Source organism: Cellulomonas sp. (assembly GCF_965229465.1).
Lineage (GTDB): Bacteria > Actinomycetota > Actinomycetes > Actinomycetales > Cellulomonadaceae > Cellulomonas.
The window spans coordinates 2,305,799-2,324,855 of record NZ_OZ245882.1 but is presented as its reverse complement, the minus strand read 5'-3'; the positions used below and the strand labels follow the sequence as shown (position 1 = coordinate 2,324,855).

General features: G+C 71.9%; 20 protein-coding genes and 1 pseudogene. 8 read left to right on the top strand and 13 right to left on the bottom strand.

The annotated features are described in order from the left end of the window. Window positions 1–257 precede the first annotated feature (257 nt). The 5 genes from ACO06A_RS11190 to ACO06A_RS11170 all read left to right on the top strand — a co-directional run bounded on the left by ACO06A_RS11190 (window position 258) and on the right by ACO06A_RS11170 (window position 6,372). Window positions 258–1,556, top strand: a complete 1,299-nt coding sequence (locus ACO06A_RS11190) for an ABC transporter substrate-binding protein (RefSeq protein WP_421732267.1) — start codon at window positions 258–260, stop codon at window positions 1,554–1,556. Between the two features lie 73 nt (window positions 1,557–1,629). After that, window positions 1,630–2,532 (top strand): carbohydrate ABC transporter permease, encoded by a 903-nt coding sequence (locus ACO06A_RS11185; RefSeq protein WP_421732266.1) that lies wholly within the window; start codon window positions 1,630–1,632, stop codon window positions 2,530–2,532. A 9-nt stretch (window positions 2,533–2,541) separates the two neighbouring features. After that, window positions 2,542–3,438, top strand: coding sequence for a carbohydrate ABC transporter permease (locus ACO06A_RS11180; protein WP_082573399.1), 897 nt, complete (start codon window positions 2,542–2,544; stop codon window positions 3,436–3,438). After that, window positions 3,435–5,333 carry a glycoside hydrolase family 127 protein gene (locus tag ACO06A_RS11175; RefSeq protein WP_421732264.1) on the top strand — a complete coding sequence of 633 codons (1,899 nt, stop codon included), beginning with the start codon at window positions 3,435–3,437 and terminating at the stop codon, window positions 5,331–5,333. The genes ACO06A_RS11180 and ACO06A_RS11175 overlap by 4 nt, the downstream gene beginning before the upstream one ends. Before the next feature lie 88 nt (window positions 5,334–5,421). Next, a complete protein-coding gene (locus tag ACO06A_RS11170; protein ID WP_421732263.1) occupies window positions 5,422–6,372 on the top strand; it encodes an NADP-dependent oxidoreductase in 951 nt (316 codons plus the stop codon). Window positions 6,373–6,392: 20 nt separating this feature from the next. Here the strand turns inward: ACO06A_RS11170 and ACO06A_RS11165 are convergent, their stop codons facing one another. Continuing rightward, on the bottom strand, window positions 6,393–6,608 hold the full coding sequence (locus tag ACO06A_RS11165) for a hypothetical protein (RefSeq protein WP_175348802.1): 216 nt from the start codon (window positions 6,606–6,608) through the stop codon (window positions 6,393–6,395). 84 nt (window positions 6,609–6,692) lie between these two features. After that, entirely contained in the window at window positions 6,693–7,598 is a 906-nt protein-coding gene (locus tag ACO06A_RS11160) for a LysR family transcriptional regulator (RefSeq protein ID WP_421732262.1), read from the bottom strand. 72 nt (window positions 7,599–7,670) lie between these two features. On the opposite strand from ACO06A_RS11160, the gene ACO06A_RS11155 reads away from it, so the two are divergent. Next, entirely contained in the window at window positions 7,671–8,693 is a 1,023-nt protein-coding gene (locus ACO06A_RS11155) for an EamA family transporter (protein WP_421732261.1), read from the top strand. Here ACO06A_RS11155 and ACO06A_RS11150 read toward each other — a convergent pair. From ACO06A_RS11150 to ACO06A_RS11140, 3 genes and pseudogenes are all read right to left on the bottom strand, one after another. Next, window positions 8,615–8,998: pseudogene (locus ACO06A_RS11150) on the bottom strand (2-C-methyl-D-erythritol 2,4-cyclodiphosphate synthase); the annotation flags it as partial. The gene ACO06A_RS11155 and the pseudogene ACO06A_RS11150 sit on opposite strands and share 79 nt — an antisense overlap. A 32-nt stretch (window positions 8,999–9,030) precedes the next feature. After that, window positions 9,031–9,777, bottom strand: a complete 747-nt coding sequence (gene ispD / locus ACO06A_RS11145; RefSeq protein WP_421732259.1) for a 2-C-methyl-D-erythritol 4-phosphate cytidylyltransferase — start codon at window positions 9,775–9,777, stop codon at window positions 9,031–9,033. A 13-nt stretch (window positions 9,778–9,790) separates the two neighbouring features. Next, window positions 9,791–10,273, bottom strand: a complete 483-nt coding sequence (locus ACO06A_RS11140) for a CarD family transcriptional regulator (protein WP_175348798.1) — start codon at window positions 10,271–10,273, stop codon at window positions 9,791–9,793. Window positions 10,274–10,500: 227 nt separating this feature from the next. Here ACO06A_RS11140 and ACO06A_RS11135 point away from each other — a divergent pair, with 227 nt between their 5' ends. Continuing rightward, the gene (locus tag ACO06A_RS11135) at window positions 10,501–11,004 is read left to right on the top strand and encodes a hypothetical protein (RefSeq protein ID WP_421732258.1); all 504 of its coding nucleotides are present in this window, start codon (window positions 10,501–10,503) and stop codon (window positions 11,002–11,004) included. Between the two features lie 55 nt (window positions 11,005–11,059). Here the strand turns inward: ACO06A_RS11135 and pstB are convergent, their stop codons facing one another. From pstB to ACO06A_RS11095, 8 genes are all read right to left on the bottom strand, one after another. Then, entirely contained in the window at window positions 11,060–11,839 is a 780-nt protein-coding gene (gene pstB / locus ACO06A_RS11130; RefSeq protein WP_421732257.1) for a phosphate ABC transporter ATP-binding protein PstB, read from the bottom strand. A gap of 22 nt (window positions 11,840–11,861) precedes the next feature. Continuing rightward, window positions 11,862–12,812 carry a phosphate ABC transporter permease PstA gene (gene pstA, locus ACO06A_RS11125; protein ID WP_421732255.1) on the bottom strand — a complete coding sequence of 317 codons (951 nt, stop codon included), beginning with the start codon at window positions 12,810–12,812 and terminating at the stop codon, window positions 11,862–11,864. A 1-nt stretch (window position 12,813) separates the two neighbouring features. Continuing rightward, window positions 12,814–13,827, bottom strand: a complete 1,014-nt coding sequence (gene pstC / locus ACO06A_RS11120) for a phosphate ABC transporter permease subunit PstC (protein ID WP_421732253.1) — start codon at window positions 13,825–13,827, stop codon at window positions 12,814–12,816. An 85-nt stretch (window positions 13,828–13,912) separates the two neighbouring features. Beyond that, complete coding sequence (locus ACO06A_RS11115; RefSeq protein ID WP_421732251.1) at window positions 13,913–15,028, bottom strand: phosphate ABC transporter substrate-binding protein PstS; 1,116 nt, start codon at window positions 15,026–15,028, stop codon at window positions 13,913–13,915. Window positions 15,029–15,224: 196 nt separating this feature from the next. Continuing rightward, complete coding sequence (locus tag ACO06A_RS11110; protein ID WP_421732250.1) at window positions 15,225–15,944, bottom strand: response regulator; 720 nt, start codon at window positions 15,942–15,944, stop codon at window positions 15,225–15,227. Continuing rightward, complete coding sequence (locus ACO06A_RS11105) at window positions 15,941–17,140, bottom strand: sensor histidine kinase (RefSeq protein ID WP_421732249.1); 1,200 nt, start codon at window positions 17,138–17,140, stop codon at window positions 15,941–15,943. Before ACO06A_RS11105 ends, ACO06A_RS11110 begins: the two co-directional genes overlap by 4 nt. 90 nt (window positions 17,141–17,230) lie before the next feature. Continuing rightward, complete coding sequence (locus ACO06A_RS11100; RefSeq protein ID WP_421732248.1) at window positions 17,231–17,713, bottom strand: DUF1269 domain-containing protein; 483 nt, start codon at window positions 17,711–17,713, stop codon at window positions 17,231–17,233. Window positions 17,714–17,739: 26 nt separating this feature from the next. Further along, complete coding sequence (locus ACO06A_RS11095; RefSeq protein WP_421732247.1) at window positions 17,740–18,141, bottom strand: DUF7144 family membrane protein; 402 nt, start codon at window positions 18,139–18,141, stop codon at window positions 17,740–17,742. A gap of 207 nt (window positions 18,142–18,348) precedes the next feature. Here ACO06A_RS11095 and phoU point away from each other — a divergent pair, with 207 nt between their 5' ends. Beyond that, window positions 18,349–19,014, top strand: coding sequence for a phosphate signaling complex protein PhoU (gene phoU, locus ACO06A_RS11090; protein WP_057208416.1), 666 nt, complete (start codon window positions 18,349–18,351; stop codon window positions 19,012–19,014). Window positions 19,015–19,057: the final 43 nt, after the last annotated feature.

Genomic DNA, 19,057 nt, shown 5'->3' with positions numbered 1-19,057 from the left:
GAACTGTAACTGCCGAACCCCGTTGACGCGCCAGCCCCGCCTGACTATGTTCAGAAAACCTTTTCGGTGAGTTTCGGGAATCGGTCGGTTCGAGGCGCAGCTGATGGACGTGCATGTCATGGCGTCGCCGGCTCGCCGAGGAGCCGCCAGCTCCGCCGCCTCGGACTCGCTGGCCGACAAGGGTTTCGCCTTGCAAGAGATCCCCCCCGGGGCGCCGACGACGGCACCCGCTCGACGAAGAGCACGAGGAGATGCCCATGAGGATCACCCGCACCCGGTCGGCCCGTCTGGCCGCCGGGATCGTGACGGCCGGCCTGCTGGTCGGCCTGGCGGCGTGCAGCAGTGCCGACGACAGCTCCGACGAGCCGGCCGTCTCCGCCGGCCCGGACGGGACCGATGACGGCACCACGCTCACGCTCTGGACCCGCGCCCCCCTGGAGAAGCAGGCCAAGCTGCTGGTCGCGGCCTACAACGACACGCACGAGAACCAGGTCGAGCTGACGGTCGTGCCCAACGACGACTACGTCGCGAAGGTCGGCGCCGCCGCGGGCTCGGACGGCCTGCCCGACCTGTTCGCCGCGGACATCGTCTACGTGCCCAACTGGGTGGAGCAGGGCCTGTTCCAGGACCTGACCACGCAGATCGACGGGCTGGCGTTCAAGGACGAGATCAACCAGGGCCACCTCTCGGCCGGGACGGTCGACGGCAAGGAGCACGTGCTCCCGTTCGTGCTGGACCTGTCGATGCTGTTCTGGAACAAGGACCTGTTCGCCGAGGCCGGGCTCGACCCGGAGAAGGCGCCGGCCAACCTCACCGAGTACGCCGAGGCGGCCAAGGCGGTCCAGGCGCTGAACAAGCCCGACACCTACGGCACGGCGACCGGCCTGAACTGCGGCGGCTGCCTGGTGTTCACCTGGTTCCCGTCGGTCTGGGCCGACGGCGAGCAGGTGATGAACGAGGACGGCACCGAGTCGCTGCTGAACAGCGACACCGCCAAGAGCGTCTACTCCACCTGGAAGGACCTCTGGGACTCCGGCGCGGTACTCCCGTCCTCGGAGGACGAGGCAGGACCCACGTGGACCGCAGGGTTCACCGAGGGCAAGGTCGGCCTGATGTTCTACCCGGCCACCCTGCTGTCGTCGACCACCGGGTTCGACGTCGGCGTCGCCGGCATCCCCGGACCGGAGGGCGGCGCCTCGACGTTCGTCGGCGGTGACGGCATCGGCGTCTCCAAGGACTCGGAGAACGCGGCCCAGGCCTGGAACTTCCTGTCCTGGATGATGTCCGAGGACGCGCAGGTGGGCGTGCTGGCCAAGAACAACGACGTGGTCTCGCGCGGCGACCTGGCGGACAACGAGTTCTCGTCCAAGGACCCCCGGCTGATCACGATCAACGAGGTGGCCGGGAAGGGCGACACCCCCGTCGCGCTCAACTTCCAGCAGGCGTTCAACGCACCCAGCAGCCCCTGGCTGACCATGGTGCGCGACGCGGTCCTCGGCGACGGCGCGAACGTCGACGCGGACAACGACGAGATCACGGCGGTGCTCGGGCAGTAGCGCCCGCGGTGGGGTGCCGTCACGCCACGGCACCCCACCTCCCCGCCCGAGACACCGCACGAGAGGCTCCCCGATGACCGTCCAGACGGCCACACCCGCACCACCCCGCAGACGCGCCAACGGCCACCGCCTGCGCGGCTGGGCCTACGCGTCACCGACCGCCCTGTTCGTCCTGGTCCTGTTCGTGGTGCCGCTGGGCCTCGTGTTCCGGATGAGCGCGTCGGACTGGCCGCTGCTGTCGGGTGACCAGGGGATCAACTTCCCCGACAACTTCACCGCCGCGGTCGACAACCGGTTCTTCGTCGACTCCGTGCTGTTCACGCTGAAGTACACGGTCCTGGCGACGGTCCTGCTGATCGCGCTCGGCCTCGGGCTGGCGCTCATGGTGCAGGAGTCGTCGCGCTGGAAGGGCCTGCTGCGCACGTCGTTCCTGGTGCCCAGCGCGCTCGGCCTGGCGTCGGCGTCGCTGCTCTTCTACGTCCTGTACTCGCCGCTGGCCGGGCCGCTGGCGCCCTTCATGGAGCGCATGGGCTGGAGCTTCCTCGGCTCGCCCGACGCCGCGCTGGCCTCGACGCTGTTCCTCATCGTGTGGCGGTACGCCGGCTTCTACATGCTGCTCATGCTCGTCGGGCTCCAGTCGATCCCCGGCGACATCTACGAGGCGGCCCGCATGGACGGCGCCAACCGGTGGCACACGTTCAGCAAGATCACGATCCCGCTGCTCAAGCCGACCCTCGCGCTGACCACGATCCTGTGCGTCACCGGGTCGCTGCTGGCGTTCGAGCAGTTCTACATCCTCACCAAGGGCGGCCCGGACAACAGCACGATCACCGTCGTCCAGCTCATCTACTCGGTCGCCTTCCAGGGCCAGAACGACCTGGGCGTCGCCGCGGCGCTCTCCGTGCTCGTGCTGGCCGCGCTCGTGGTCATCAACGTGGTCCAGCTCCGCGCGTTCCGCGGCTCGGACGAGAGCTGAGGGGCCGACATGACCATCGCCACCGTCACGCACGCGGACCCCACCGCGGAGCTGCCCCCGGTCCGCCGGTCCGCTCCGCCGACCACGATCGCCGGCCTCGCGCTGCGCACGCCCTTCTGGGTGTTCTCCGGCGCGCTCGCCGTGATCTTCCTGTTCCCGCTGGTCTGGACGTCGGTGGCCTCGGTGTCGCCGAAGCCGGGAACGGGTCAGGTCGACGGCTGGGGCTTCGGCAACTACGTCACCCTCGCCCACTACCAGGCCGGCATCTGGCAGTACCTGGCCAACTCCGTGATCGTCTCCGGGCTGTGCGTGATCCTCACGCTCGCCATCTCCACGCTGGGGGGCTACGCGTTCGCGCGGTTCCGGTTCCCCGGCCGCAACGCCCTGTTCATGCTCACGCTGGCCATCCTCATGGTCCCGTACGCGACCCTGCTGATCCCGCTCTACGTGCTGCTCAACACGCTCGGCCTCCAGAACTCGCTGGTCGGCGTGGCCCTCGTGCTCACCATGTTCCAGCTGCCGTTCTCCACGTTCATGATGCGCATCTCGTTCGAGTCGATCCCCCGGGAGCTCGACGAGGCCGCCATGGTGGACGGCTGCTCGTCGTTCTCCGCCCTGTGGCGGGTGCTGCTGCCTGCGGTCCGTCCGGGCCTGATCACCGTCGGGCTGTTCGCGTTCCTGGCCGCCTGGAACGACTTCTTCGCGCCGCTGATCCTCATCAACGACTCCAACAAGCTGACGCTGCCGCTCGCGGTGGCCAACCTGCGCGTGCAGGTGCAGGGCGTCGTCGACTACGGCGCCACCGAGGCGGGCGTCGTCGTGCTGGCGCTGCCGTGCATCGTGCTCTTCCTCCTGCTCCAACGACACTACGTGCGCGGCTTCATGTCGGGCGCGCTCAAGGGATGACGATGACCACCACCACCACGACCGCCGCCGCCACCCCCGTCGCTCCCTCCCACGGCACCCTGCGCCCCCTCGGGCTCGACGAGGTGCAGGTCACGGGCGGGTTCTGGGCGCAGCGGCAGGCCGTCAACGCGACCGCGAGCCTCGCGCACATCGAGCACTGGATGGAGCGCGAGGGCTGGATCGGCAACTTCGACCGGGCCGTGGCCGGCACCCTGCCGCTGGACCGAGGCGGACGCGAGTTCTCCGACTCGGAGGTCTACAAGCTGCTCGAGGCCATGGCGTGGGAGATCGGCCGCGGCGACGATGCCGACCTCGACGGCCGCTTCCGGGCGCTCGTCGGACGCATCGGTGCGGCGCAGGAGCCCGACGGCTACCTCAACACCATGTTCGGCCGGACGGGTCAGCGCCCCCGGTACAGCGACCTGGAGTGGGGCCACGAGCTGTACTGCTACGGCCACCTGTTCCAGGCCGCGGTCGCCCGGGCGCGGACGCGTCCCGACGCCGACGACGGCCTGCTGGCGATCGCCCGCCGCGCGGCCGACCACGTGGTCGAGACGTTCGGCCCGGGTGGGATCGAGTCCGTGTGCGGGCACGCCGAGATCGAGCCGGCGCTGGCCGAGCTGGGCCGGGCCACCGGCGACCGGCGGTACGTCGACCAGGCCGCACTGTTCGTCGAGCGCCGCGGCACCGGGACCCTGGCGGACATCGAGCTGGGCCGCGCGTACTACCAGGACGACGTCCCGGTCCGGGAGGCGACCGTCCTGCGCGGGCACGCCGTGCGGGCCAACTACCTGGCCGCCGGCGCGGTCGACGTCGCGGTCGAGACCGACGACGGCGAGCTGCTCGCCGCGCTGACCACCCAGTGGGAGAACACGGTCGCCCGGCGCACCTACGTCACCGGGGGCCAGGGGTCGCAGCACGAGGGAGAGGCGTTCAGCGACGACTTCGTCCTGCCGCCGGACCGCGCGTACTCCGAGACGTGTGCCGGCGTCGGCTCCGTGATGTTCTCGTGGCGGCTGCTGCTGGCGCAGGGGCTGCCGCGGTACGCCGACCTGATCGAGCGCACCCTGTTCAACGTCGTCGCCACGTCCCCGTCCCACGCCGGCACCGAGTTCTACTACACGAACACGCTCCACCAGCGGGTGCCCGGCACGGTCCCGCCGACGGACGTCGCGAGCCCCCGGGCCTCGTCGTCCCTGCGAGCGCCGTGGTTCGCCGTGTCCTGCTGCCCCCCGAACGTCGCCCGGACGCTGGCCAGCCTCGCGGCCTACGTGGCGACCACCGACGACGAGGGTCTCCAGCTGCACCAGTACGCGCCGTCCCGGATCCGCGCGAGCCTGGTGGACGGTCGCCGCATCGAGCTCGACGTCGAGACCGAGTACCCGCGCGACGGCGTCGTGCGGGTGAGCGTCGTGGCGACCGAGGACCGGCCCTGGACGCTGAGCCTGCGGGTTCCCGCGTGGGCGCAGGGTGCGACGCTGGTCACGCCTGACGGCGAGCAGCCCGCACCTGCCGGGACCGTCGCCGTCACGCGGTCGTTCGCGGCGGGAGACGTGGTCGAGCTGCGCCTGCCGATGGCCCCGCGCGTCTCGAGCGCCGACCCGCGCATCGACGCGGTCCGCGGGTGCGTCGTGGTCGAACGCGGGCCGGAGGTGCTCTGCGTCGAGTCCGTCGACCTCGGGTCCGACGTCGAGGGCGCCCGGCTGAGCGGTGTGACGGAGGTGGACGGCCACGTGCTGGCGACGATGGTCGTCGCCGCGCAGGACGACGCCGCCTGGCCGTACGGGGAGCGTGCCGAGCCTGCCGGGACGACCGCCGAGGTCCCCCTGATCGCCTACCACGACTGGGCCAACCGGGGACCGTCGACCATGCGGGTGTGGCTGCCGCTGGCGTGAGCCCTGGCGCTCACCCGAGGGGGTGATCCCACCCCTCGGGACGGCTCTGCTCTGGCCCTGGGTCGCACGTCAGGTGCAGAGTGTGCCGGTGGCACTCACCAGCAGGGCCGTCGTCGCGATCGCGTACGGCGGGCCGGACGTCCTCCGCCTCATCGACGTCTCCCCGGGCGACCCCGGCCCGGGGAACGTGCTCGTCGAGGTCAAGGCCGCCGGGGTCAACCCCACCGACTGGAAGGGGTACGCCGGCGCCTACGGGACCGACCCCTCCAAGCTGCCGATGCGGCTGGGCTACGAGGTGTCGGGCGTGGTCAGCGCGGTGGGACCGTCGGTGCGCTGGCTGTCACCGGGTGACGAGATCATCGCGTGGCGCGTGCGCGGCGGGTACGCGGACCAGATCATCGTGTCCGAGCTGGTCACGGTCCGCCGCCCGCCGACCCTCGACTGGCCGGCGGCCTCCGGGCTGCTGCTCACGGGTGCCACGGCCGTGCACACCCTGAGCGCGACCGGCACCCACGACGGTGACGTGGTGCTGGTGCACGGCGGCTCCGGCGGCGTCGGCCGCATGGCCGTGCAGCTGGCGATCCTGCGCGGCGCCCAGGTGATCGCGACGGCCTCCCCGTGGCACCACGACGACCTCAAGACCCTGGGCGCGACCCCCGTGGCGTACGGCGAGGGCCTGCTCGACCGGCTCCACGAGGCCGTGCGGAGCACGGGGCCGGTGACGGTCGCGATCGACGCCGTCGGCACCGACGAGGCCCTGGACACGTCGGTCGCGCTGGTCGAGGACCGGCAGCGGATCGCGACCATCGCGGGCTTCGGCCGCGCAGGCGAGCTGGGCATCAAGGCGCTCGGCGGTGGGCCGGGCGCGGACCCCGGCACCGCGGTCCGCGAGGCCGCTCGTGCGCAGCTCGTGGAGCTGGCCTCCGACGGCACCCTCGACGTCCGGGTGGCCCAGACCTATCCGCTCTCCGAGGTCGCGCAGGCGCACCGGGACGGACAGGCCGGGCACTCGGCGGGCAAGCTCGTCCTGATCCCGTAGGGCCCCTCGGAACAGGAACGTCAGAACGGCAGCGGCGGGGGCGTCTCGGTGATCTCGCGGCGGTGCTGGTCGTCGAGCTCGCGGAGACCGGCGCTGGTGGCCTCGAGCACGTCGAGCGGGACACGGACCCGGATCCGGATGGCCTGGACGCCGTTGTCCCGGGTGGGCAGGTGGGAATGGTGGAGCGCTCCCACGACCGGGAGCAGCTCGGTCTTGGCGTCAGACGACTGTGTCACGCCGGGGACGGTACCCGGACATTTCGGCTGGCGCCAGCCCTGGTTTTCGCAAGCGCCACAGACCGGGAGCCGCGCGCAGGGTCGTCAGGCGACATCGATCTCCACGGCCAGCGCGCGCAGCTCGTCCAGCACCCGGCGGACCACCAGGCGCTCGGCGCGGTCCCGGCGCAGCAACGCGTCGATCCGCCGCCCCGCACGCACTCCTGCCAGGGGCACGAGTCGCACGCCGCGCGCGCCGCCGAAGGTGTACCGGGGCAGCAGCGACACCCCGTGGCCGGCCGCGACCAGCGCCTGGACCACGTGGAAGTCGTTCACGCGGTGCACGATCCGTGGGGCAGCACCGGACCGGGCGCCCACCGCGGAGAGCACCTCGGCCACAGGGAAGCCCTCGTGCACCGCGATCCACGGCACGTCGAGGAGGTCCTCCGGGGAGACCTCGGCGCGCTGCGCCAGGGGGTGGTCGAGCGGGACCGCCACGTCGAGCGGCTCGCGCAGCAGCGGCACCACCCGGACGCTCGCGCCGGCCGCCCACCCGGCACCGTCGTCGGGGCGGTGCGCGACGACGACGTCCATCCGGTCGGTCAGGCCCAGGAAGTCGTCCTGCGCGACGTCCTGGTCGGTGAGCTCGACCGTGATCCCCTCGACGGTGGCCATCCGTGTGAGCAGCGCCGGCAGGAGCAGCAGCGCGCCGCTCTGGAACGCGGACACGCGCACCACCCCCTGCGGCCGCACCAGGAACTCGTCGCACGCGGCCCGCGCCCGCTCGAGCGCCACCGCGACACCCACGCCGGCCTCCGCCAGGGCCTCCCCGGCGGGCGTGAGCCGCAGACCGCGCCCGACGCGTTCGGTGAGGGGCACCCCGACCTCGCGCTGGAGCAGCGCCACCTGCTGCGACACCGCCGACGGGGTCAGGTGCAGCACCGCCGCCGCGGCGGTCACCCCGCCGTGCGTCCCGACGGTCCGGAGCGTCTCCAGCGCGCGAGGATCCATGCAGCAACGCTACATCGTTGCATCAGAACTCTTCGCTGGTCCTTCACCGTCTGCCCGTCGCATGCTCGACCCATGCCCACCCGCGACCGCCTGCTCGCCGCGCTCGTCGCCCTGTGCTGGGGCTTGAACTTCCCCGCGATCCACCTGTCCCTGGAGCAGTTCCCCCCGTTCTTCCTCGTCGCGCTCCGGTTCACGCTCATCGCCGTCCCCACCCTGCTGCTGGTCCCCCGGCCCACCGCGCCGTGGCGCTGGATCGGCCTGTACGGGCTCGGGTTCGGCGTCCTCCAGTTCGTGTTCCTCTACCTGGCGATGTCCAGCGGCATGCCGACCGGACTGGCCTCGCTGGTGCTCCAGTCGTCGGCGCCGTTCACCGTGGTGCTGGCCGGGGTGTTCCTGCGCGAGCGCATCACCGCGCGGCAGGGCGTCGGCATCCTGCTCGCGGTGGCCGGCCTGGGCGGGATCGCCGCGCACCGGGCCGGGCTCGACGGGGGCGCAACTCTGGTCCCCGTGCTGCTCACCCTGTGCGGCGGCCTGGGCTGGGCGGTCGGCAACCTCGGCAACCGCCGGGCCGTCCAGGCGCAGCCGGGCGAGCCGTTCCGGCTCATGCTCTGGATGTCCGTGGTGCCGCCGCTGCCGCTGCTCGCGCTCTCCCTCGTCGTCGAGGGTCCTGCGCGGATCGCGGGGTCGTTCCAGGGGCTGGGCACCACCCAGGGGCTGCTCGCCCTCGGCGGGCTGTTCTTCACGGTCGTCGTGGCGACGCTGGTCGGCTCGGGGCTGTGGACCACGCTGATGGGCCGGCACCCGTCCAGCACGGTGGCGCCGTTCTCGATGCTGGTGCCCGTGGTGGGCATCGGCGCGTCCTGGCTGCTCCTGCGCGAGCGCACGTCGGCCACCGAGCTGGCCTGGGGCGCCCTCGTGCTCGCCGGCGTGCTGCTGGGCAGCACGCGCCGGCGTCAGACGACGAGCGCCGTGGCGATCGCCGCCACACCCTCGCCGCGGCCGGTGAGCCCCAGCCCGTCGGTCGTGGTGGCCGAGACGCTCACGGGCGCACCCGCGGCCGCCGACAGCGCGGCCTCGGCCTCCGCCCGCCGCTGACCGATCTTCGGCCGGTTCCCGATCACCTGGACCGTGACGTTGCCGATGGTGAACCCCGCCTCGCGTACCCGTCGCGCGGCCTCACCCAGCAGGACCGCTCCGGCGGCGCCCGCCCACTGCGGCTCCGACGTGCCGAAGTTCGACCCGAGGTCGCCCAGGCCGGCGGCGGACAGCAGGGCGTCGGCGGCGGCGTGCGCGGCGACGTCCGCGTCGGAGTGCCCGGCGAGCGGCCGCTCCCCCGGCCACGCCAGCCCCGCCAGGTGCAGGACGGCGCCCGGCGCGGGGTCGGGGTCGTACGCGTGCACGTCGACGCCGATCCCGGTGCGGGGCAGGGGGCTCACTCGGCGCTCTCCGTCGGCAGGGCAGCGATCAGGAGATCGCGCGCGGTGGTGATCTTGGCGGCCCGCTCGTCGCCCGCGACCACCCAGACGGGTTCGCCGAGCCGCTCGACCAGGCCCGCGTCGTCCGACGCGGCCAGGGCCTCGTCGTGCGCGTGCGCGGCCCCGGCGGAGTGCGCGCGCAGCAGCAGGTCACGCGTGAACCCCTGCGGCGTCTGGACGGCCCGCAGCTCGGCTCGCGGGACCGTCTCGAGCACGGGCTCGACCAGGACTCCGCGGTGCGGGGCGACGCGCTTGATGGTGTCCGTGACCAGCAGTCCGGGAACCACCGCTGGATGACCGTCACGCACGGCCTCGATCACCCGCTCGACCAGGGACGCGGGCGCGAGCGGGCGCGCGGCGTCATGCACGAGCACCAGGTCCACGTCGGCCCCGCGGGGGTCCGCGACGAGAGCCGCGAGTCCGGCGGCGACGGACGCCTGCCGGGTGCCGCCGCCCGCGACGACGAGCAGCGCGACCTCGTCCCCCAGCCCGCTCAGCTCGCGCTCGATGGCGGCGAGGTGGAACGCGGGCGCGGTGACCACCAGCACCCGGACGCGATCGTCGCCCGCCGCGCGCGCTGCCAGCAGGTTGCGGGCGGCGTGCACGACGAGCGACTGCCCTTCCAGAGGCACCAGTGCCTTCGGGAGGGAATGACCGAGCCTGCTGCCGCTCCCGGCGGCAGTCAGGACAGCAGCGACGCTCACCTGGCGGGGGGCGTCAGGACGCGAGGACCTCGTCGAGGATCGCTTCGGCCTTCTCCTCTTCGGTGTGCTCGGCGAGTGCGAGCTCCGACACGAGGATCTGGCGGGCCTTGGCGAGCATGCGCTTCTCGCCCGCAGACAGGCCGCGGTCGGCGTCCCGGCGCGAGAGGTCGCGCACGACCTCCGCCACCTTGATGACGTCGCCCGACGCGAGCTTCTCGAGGTTCGCCTTGTAGCGACGGGACCAGTTGGTCGGCTCTTCGGTGTAGGGCGCCCGGAGGACCTCGAACACCTTGTCGAGACCTTCCTGCCCCACGACGTCGCGCACGCCCACCAGATCGACGTTCTCCGCCGGGACCTCGATGGTGAGATCTCCTTGAGCGACCTTCAGCTTGAGGTACAGCTTCTCCTCGCCGCGGATGGTCCTGCTCTTGATCTCTTCGATCAATGCCGCACCGTGGTGCGGATAGACAACGGTCTCCCCAACAGTGAAAGTCATCTGCAGGTGTCCCCTTTCGCAGAGGGGTATCTTATCACGCCGTTTTTGGCATTTTGCCGCGTGATTACCGGCATCCGCGCAGGTCAACCGCCCATCGCGACGGACGCCGCGCGAGGCTCCGTCCGGTGCCCCGCAGGCCGGGCGGACCCCCGTGCGGCGGCTAGGCTTGCCCCCGGACGGACAACCCGCCGATCAGCCCGCAGCGCCCGACGCCCCGAGGAGTCATCGTGACCTCGCCCCGCCCCCGCACCCTGCGGGCAACCGCCCTCGCCGCCGGTCTCGCCGTCGCGGGGCTCGTGCTCGCCGGGTGCTCCGCGACCAACCCGATGACCACCGAGGACCAGTACTCGGCGTCCGACGGCGTCCGCGTCACGCTCGGCGACGTCCGCGCGTCCAACCTCCTGGTGCTCTCCGCGGCCGAGGGAGAGCTCGGGAGCCTGCAGGGCGGGCTGGTCAACGAGAGCAGCGAGGACCGGTCGGTCACGCTCGCCGTCGGCGACGAGAAGTCGACCGTCGAGCTCGGCCCGAAGGAGACGGTGCTCCTGGGCGCGGGCCGCGCGCAGGAGGAGGGGTTCGCCGAGGTGACCTTCCCCGCCATCGAGGTACCGCCGGGCGGCCTCCTGCCGATCACCGTCTCGACGCCCGAGGCCGGCTCCATCGACGTCCAGGTGCCCGTGCTCGACGGCACCCTGCCGGAGTACGCCTCCGCGGTGCCCACCGCGTCCAGCTGACCAGACGACAGAAGGGGCCGTCGGCGAACCGGCGGCCCCTTCTGCATGCGTCTGCTCAGCCGAAGCGGCCCGAGATGTAGTCCTCCGTGGCCTGCACGCGCGGCGAGGAGAAGATGGTCGACGTCTCGTCGATCTCCACCAGCCGGCCCGGCTCACCGGTCGCGGCCAGGTTGAAGAACGCCGTCCGGTCCGAGACGCGGGCGGCCTGCTGCATGTTGTGCGTGACGATGACGATGGTGTACTCGGCCTTCAGCTCCGCGATGAGGTCCTCGATCGCGAGCGTGGAGATCGGGTCCAGCGCCGAGCACGGCTCGTCCATCAGGAGCACCTGCGGCTTGACCGCGATGGCCCGCGCGATGCAGAGACGCTGCTGCTGGCCGCCCGACAGCCCGGAGCCGGGCCGGTTCAGCCGGTCCTTGACCTCGTTCCAGAGGTTCGCGTGGCGCAGCGACTGCTCCACGACCTCCTCCGCGTCGCTCTTGGAGATGCGCTTGTTGTTCAGCTTGATGCCGGCCAGCACGTTCTCCGCGATCGACATCGTCGGGAACGGGTTGGGGCGCTGGAACACCATGCCCACCTGCCGACGGACCGCCACCGGGTCGACGTCCGAGCCGTACAGGTCGACCCCGTCCATCGCGACGTTGCCCTGCACGTAGGCCCCGGGGATGACCTCGTGCATGCGGTTGAGGGTGCGCAGGAACGTGGACTTGCCGCAGCCCGACGGGCCGATGAACGCGGTCACGGACCGGGGCTCGACCGACATCCCGACGTCGGCGACCGCCTTGAAGTCGCCGTAGAAGATGTTGAGGTCCTTGACGTCGATTCGCTGTGCCATGGTGGATCTCCTTGAAGGGGGCTCAGGCCCGGGTCTTGGGCGCGAACCAGCGGCTCACGCCGCGCGCCACGAGGTTGAGCAGCATGACGACCAGGATCAGCACGAGCGCAGCGCTCCACGCCCGGTCGTAGTTGATGGTCGCGATGCACGTCTCGTCGCCGGGGGTGCAGGGCACCAGACCGGCGGCGTACTGGCGGTACACGTACACGGGCAACGTCATCATGTTGCCCTCGAAGACGTTGCGGTTGATCGAGTCCGTGGCGCCCACCGTGATGAGCAGCGGCGCCGTCTCGCCGATGACGCGGGCGATGGCGATCATCACGCCGGTGGTGATGCCCGCGACGGCGGTGCGCAGGACCACGCGGATGATCGTGAGCCACTTGGGCACACCGAGGGCCAGCGACGCCTCGCGCAGCTCGTTGGGGACCAGCCGCAGCATCTCCTCGGTGGAGCGGATCACCACGGGGATCATCAGCACCGACAGGGCGACGGCGCCGACCACCCCGCTCCTGGCCTCCGGTCCCACCAGCAGGTAGAAGAGCGCGAACGCGAACAGACCGGCGACGATCGACGGGATGCCGGTCATCACGTCGACCAGGAACGTCACTCCCCGAGCCAGGTGCCCCGAGCCGTACTCGACCAGGTACACCGCGGTGAGGATCCCGATCGGCACCGAGATGAGCGTGGCCAGCCCGGTGATCAGGAGCGTGCCCAGCAGCGCGTGGTAGATGCCGCCGGCGTCCATGCCGCCGTAGACGTTGCGCATCGAGTGCGTGAGGAAGTAGAGGTCGAACCGGCCGATGCCGTTCGAGATGACGCTCCAGACCAGCGAGACGAGCGGGATCATCGCGAGCGCGAACGCGCCGTAGATGACGACCCGCATGGTCCGGTCCTTGCGGCGGCGCCCCGGGTCGACCTGCGTCAGGGCGCGACGCAGGGCGACGGCCTCGGGCGAGAGGGTGTCGGTGGCCACGTCAGTTCGCTCCCGAGAAGTCCTTGCGGCGCGCGATGATCGCGCGGGCGGCCAGGTTGACCAGCAGGGTGATCACGAACAGCGCCAGGCCGGTCGCGATCAGCGTCGAGCGGCCGATGTCGTTCGCGTCGTTGAACCGCGCCGCGATGTTCGCCGCGATCGTCTGCTGCTGGCTGGCGACGAGGAGCTTGAACGAGTACAGCAACCCGGGCGACAGGATCATCAGGACGGCCATGGTCTCGCCGAGCGCCCGGCCGAGGCCGAGCATCGCGGCGGACGTGACGCCCGAGCGCCCGAACGGCAGGACGGCCATCCGGATCAGCTCCCAGCGCGTCGCGCCGAGGGCCAGCGCGGCCTCCTCGTGCAGCCGCGGCGTCTGGAGGAACACCTCGCGGCTGACGGCCGTGATGATCGGCAGGATCATGACCGCCAGGACGATCGCCGTGGTCATGAGCACGCGGGGCGGGTTCGACGCGTTGCCGTTGGCGTCACCGGCGAAGAACGGGATCCAGCCGAGGTAGTCCACGAAGAACTGCCAGACCGGCTGCACCTTGGGCGCCAGCACCAGCACGCCCCAGAGGCCGAACACGACCGACGGGATGGCCGCCAGCAGGTCCACCACGTAGCCCAGCGCCGAGGCCATCCGGCGCGGCGCGTAGTGCGAGATGAACAGGGCGATCCCGACCGCGACGGGCACCGCGATGACCAGCGAGACGATCGCGGCGAGCACGGTTCCGAAGATCAGCGGTCCGACGACGGACCAGAGGTTGCCGTCGGCCGGGATCCAGGGCACCTCGGACGCCAGGTCCGGGTTGCCCAGGGCCGGCATGGCCTCGATGACCAGGAAGATCGCCACCGCCGCGAGGACCGCGAGGATGAGGATCCCGGAGCCCACGGCGACGTACCGGAACCCCCGGTCGAGGCCGCGATCGCTCGGGCGCGTGCGGCGCGAGCCGCGCGGGGGCTTGGAGACCGGCGCGACCGGGGGGGTCAGCGCTGTCGTGGGCGAAGCCAACGAAACTCTCCTGTCAGGGGAGGGGGTGGTGCGTCGACGCCCGACGACCGCGTGCGCGGCCGCCGGACGTCGACGGTGGAACGGACTACTTGGTGGTGATGCCGTCGAGAGCCGCGAGGACGTCCGTGCGCAGGGCGTCCGAGATCGCCGCGGAGCCGGCCGCGGTCGCGGCCTTCTCCTGGCCCTCGGCACCGACGACGTACGTCGCGTACGCCTTGACCAGGTCCGCCTTCTCCTGGGTGTCATACGTGTTGCAGACGAGCAGGTACGACACGAGGATCGCCGGGTAGGCGCCGGCCTCGGTCGTGGTCCGGTCGACCTTGATGACGATGTCGCCCTCGGCGCGGGCGTCGTCGCGGGGCGAGACGTCCACGGTCTTGGCGGCCGCGTCGGCGGTCGGGGCGACGAACTCGGTGCCGACCCCGAGCGAGACCTTGCCCAGCTCACCGACCGCGGACGCGTCCGCGTAGCCGATGGTGCCGGTCGCGGCCTGCACGGTCTGGACGACGCCGGACGTGCCGTTGGCACCCTGGCCGACGGCCACCGGCCACGTGTTCGAGACCTCGTAGGTCCACACGTCGGGCGCGGTCTTGGACAGGTAGTCCTGGAAGTTCTTCGAGGTGCCCGAGTCGTCGGAGCGGTGCACGACCGTGATCGGGCCGGACAGCGTCGCGTCCGGGTTCAGGGCGGTGATCGCGGCGTCGTCCCACGTGGTGATGGCGCCCGCGAAGATCTTGGCGACCACGTCCGCGCTCAGGTTCAGCTCGGTCACGCCGTCGAGGTTGAACGCCACGGCGATCGGGCTGATGTAGACGGGCAGGTCGATGCCGGCGCCGCCGAAGCAGCGGTCGGTGGAGGAGGCGAGCTCCTCCTCGTTCAGCGCGCTGTCCGAGCCGGCGTAGTCCAGCGAGGAGTCGAGGAAGCCCTTGCGGCCCGCACCCGAGTCCGTGGTCGTGTAGTTGACGGTGACGTCCGGGTTGGCGGTCTGGAAGCCGGCGACCCAGGCCTGCTGGGCCTTCTCCTGCGCGCTCGAGCCGCCACCGTTGAGGGTGCCGCTGAGGGTGGAGGCCGGGGCGTCCGAGCCCGTGTCGGAGGTCGAGCCCGTGCCGGTCGCGTCGTCCGATCCGCAGGCCGACAGCGTGAGGGCGAGGGTGCCGACGAGGGCAACCGCCCCGATGCGGCCGAGGAGGGGAAGCTTCACTGTGGTCCGTCCTGTCGATCATGTGCGCACCGATGTGTGCGCGGCGATGCTGACCGTAGGAAGTGCACGTGACCGGGTGGACCGCATCGGGTGAACCCCAGGTGAACGGTGGCCGACGAGTCGGACGCGCGTCCGACGCCCTGACGACGACGCCCCGCGCACCGGAAGGTGGCGGGGCGTCGTCGGGCGGGTGCGGCTACTCGTCCTCGTCGGTCAGCTTGTAGCCGAGGCCGCGGACCGTGAGCAGGAGCGTCGGGTTGCCGGGGTCGACCTCGATCTTGGCGCGGACGCGCTTCACGTGGACGTCGAGCGTCTTGGTGTCGCCGACGTAGTCCGAGCCCCAGATGCGGTCGATCAGCTGCCCGCGGGTGAGCACGCGGCCGGCGTTGCGCAGCAGCAGCTCGAGCAGCTCGAACTCCTTGAGCGGGAAGGCGACGATCTCGTCCCGCACCCGGACGGTGTGCCGTTCGACGTCCATCCGCACCGGTCCTGCCGCCAGCAGGTCGTCGTCGTCCGCGTCCAGAGGGGCCGGGGCACCGGCGGTGACGACCGCGGCCTCGCGGCGGCGCAGCACCGCCCGGACCCGGGCCAGCAGCTCGCGCGACGAGTACGGCTTGGTGACGTAGTCGTCGGCGCCCAGCTCCAGGCCGACCACCTTGTCGATCTCGTCGTCCTTGGCCGTCAGCATGATGACCGGCACGTCGCTGACCAGGCGCAGGCGGCGGCACACCTCGGTGCCGGGCAGGCCGGGGAGCATGAGGTCGAGGAGCACCAGGTCGGCACCGAACTCGTCGAACCTGGCCAGCGCCTCCGGCCCGGTCGCGGCCGTGACGACGTCGAACCCCTCGCGCTCCAGCTGGTACGTCAGCGGGTCCCGGTAGGACTCCTCGTCCTCGACCAGCAGGATCCGGGTCATGACGCGCTCCGGCTCACGTGCACTCCTTCGGTTGCGGTGACGGGCAGCTCGGTCACGGGGGCTGCAGGCTCCTCCGCGCGCGGCAGGCGCAGCGTGAAGGTCGACCCGCGGCCGGGCTGCGACCAGACCGTGACCTCTCCCCCGTGGTCGGCGGCGACGTGCTTGACGATCGACAGGCCCAGCCCGGTGCCGCCGGTGTCCCGCGAGCGCGCGGGGTCCACCCGGTAGAACCGTTCGAACACCCGCTCCTGCTCGGCCGGGGTGATGCCGATGCCCTCGTCGACCACCGCGATCTCCACCAGGTCGCCGTCGGTGCGCACCCCTACTCCGACGTGCGACGCCTCGCCGGAGTACGCGACCGCGTTGTCGAGCAGGTTGCGCACCGCGGTGACCAGCAGGTCGCGCTGGCCGAGCACCCGCGTGCCCTGCTGCCCGCCGATGTCGAGGCGCACCTTCTTGGCCTCGGCGGTGGTGCGTGCGCGGTCGACGGCCTCGGCCACGACGGTGTCCACGTCGACCAGCCCGACCTGCCCGAGCGCACCGGCCACCTGGAGCCGCGACAGCTCGATGATCTCGTGCACCAGCGCGGACAACCGGGTGGCCTCCGCCTGCATGCGGCCCGCGAACCGGCGGACGGCCTCCGGGTCGTCGGCGGCGTCCTGGAGCGTCTCGGCGAGCAGCGCGAGGGCGCCGACGGGGGTCTTGAGCTCGTGGGACACGTTCACGACGAAGTCGCGCCGGATCGCCTCGAGCCGCCGCGCCTGCGTCAGGTCCTCCGCCAGCACCACCAGGTGCTCGGCACTGACCTGCGCGACGCGCACCTGCACCAGCAGCACCCCGGGGCCGACGGGTCCGCGCGGCACCTCCAGCACCTCGTCGCGGATCACCCCGTCGCGGCGCACCTGCGCGATGAGGTCCCGGATCGCCGCGGGGGCGATGCGCCCGTCGCGCACGATGCCCAGCGCGTGGGCCGGCGCGCTGGCCCGCACCACGTGGTCGGAGTCGTCGAGCACCACGGCAGCCGAGCGCAGCACGGCGAGCGTGCGGACGAGCCCGTCGTCGAGCTCGGGCTCCGACTGCGCCGGCAGAGCGCGCTGCGAGCGCTCGCTCCAGCGGAACGCCAGGGTCGCCCAGACCCCCGTCAGCAGCCCGAGGCCGCCGGCGAGGAGGAGCAGCAGCCCGTCGATCCCGTCCACGGCACTCACCCTAGGACGCGCCGGAGGGTGCAACACGCCGATGGCGCCACCCGGAGCCCGCCCGCCGTGGAGCGTTCACCGGGCGTTCACTCAGCCGAAGGTCTCCAGCAGCAGCGACCGCTCGGCCTCCGTGAGGTTGGTGGCCACGAGCGTGCTGTGCAGGCCGTGGAACCGCTCACCCAGACGGTCCATGTCCGCGTTCTCCGTCACCGCGCACAGCAGCGAGGTGCCCTCCGTGATCTGCGCGCGGATGCTCTCCAGCTGGGCGTCGTCGATGCCCACCGCGGAGACCGCCTTGGTGATCCCCCCGGCGGCGGCACCCACCGCGGCGCCGAGGAGCGGCACGAAGAACAGGCCACCGAACAGCAGCCCCCAGAACGCGCCCCAGCCCGTGCCGCGGAGCTTGTCGTCGTGCGAGTGGTGCATCGAGGGCTTCGCCTCACCCTGAGGCCAGCTGATGACCGCGTGGTCGACGATCCGCACCAGACCGTCGCCCTGCGCTGCCTTGAGTGCGTCGACGGCCTTCGCGGCCCCGTCGGCGGTGTCGAACTTCCAGGCGGTGAACGTCGTCATCGTCGTGCCCTCTCGTCGGACGAACTTCAGCGGTTGGCGCGCGCGACCTCGTCACCGTGCACCGTCAGCGCCCACAGGATCACGAGGTCCAGGGCGATCGCGATGAGGGACCACCACGGGGTGATCGGCAGCGACACGAACTGCGCGAGCAGGTTGAGGATCACCAGCACGATCGCCGTGACGCGCGCCCAGCCGGCGCCGGAGAACAGCGCGAACCCGACGAGCAGCAGCAGGGCGCCCAGGACGAGGTGCACCCAGCCCCAGGTCGAGACGTCCACGACGGCGATCCCGTCCGGCGTCCAGGAGACGACCGTCTTCGGGGAGAACGCCGCCACCGCCCCCGCGATGATGGTGAAGAGTCCTGAGACGAGGATCGCGAAGGCCGCGAACCACACCCAGCCGACCCAGGCGGTCACCTTCTGTGCCATCTGTCGTCCCTCCGTCGTCCCCGTCGAGCCCCCTTCCGCCATGCTGGCCCAGGTGGGGGTGCCGCTGCCTCACCCGATTCGCATGAGGTGCCGGGGCGTGTGCACAACGGCCGTCGTCCGTTCACCTGGAGGCGCCCGTCCGTTCACCTGCCGATGTCAGCCTGACGCTGCGCGCGGCACCTGCCGTCGCGGCACGAGAGGGAGCACATGCGGGACATCTTCGACGCCGAGCTGCACCAGCTGGGCGAGGACCTGGCGGCGATGAGCGGCCGGGTCGAGCAGGCCATCACCAACGCCGGCATCGCGCTGCTCACCGCGGACCTGGCGCTCGCGGAGTCCGTGATCGCGGACGACCTGGCCATCGACGCCATCGAGCGCGACCTCGACGAGCGCTGCGTCCTGCTGCTCGCGCAGCAGCAGCCCGTCGCCACCGACCTGCGGATCGTCGTCTCGGCGCTGCGGATGAGCGCGTCGCTCGAGCGCATGGGCGACCTGGCCCGGCACGTCGCGCAGGTGGCGCGCGGTCGGTACCCCCGGCACGCGGTGCCGCAGGCCCTGTCCGGCACGTTCGCCGAGATGCACGACGCCGCGGTGCGCGTGGCCCGGCGCACCACGACCCTGCTGAACAGCCGCGAGATCCAGCTGGCCGAGAGCATCGAGCAGGACGACGACCTCCTCGACGAGCTGCACGAGGACACGTTCGCGGCCCTGCTCGGTGGCTCGTGGGCCGGCACGACGCAGGAGACCGTCGACGTCACGCTGCTGGGCCGGTACTACGAGCGGTTCGGGGACCACGGCGTCTCGGTCGCCCGCCGCGTGACGTACCTGGTGACGGGCGTCGGCCGCCCCGAGCTGGACCGCACTGCCGGCTGACCGCGGCTCCGGCCGTCAGTCGCCGAGAACGGCAGTTCCCCGC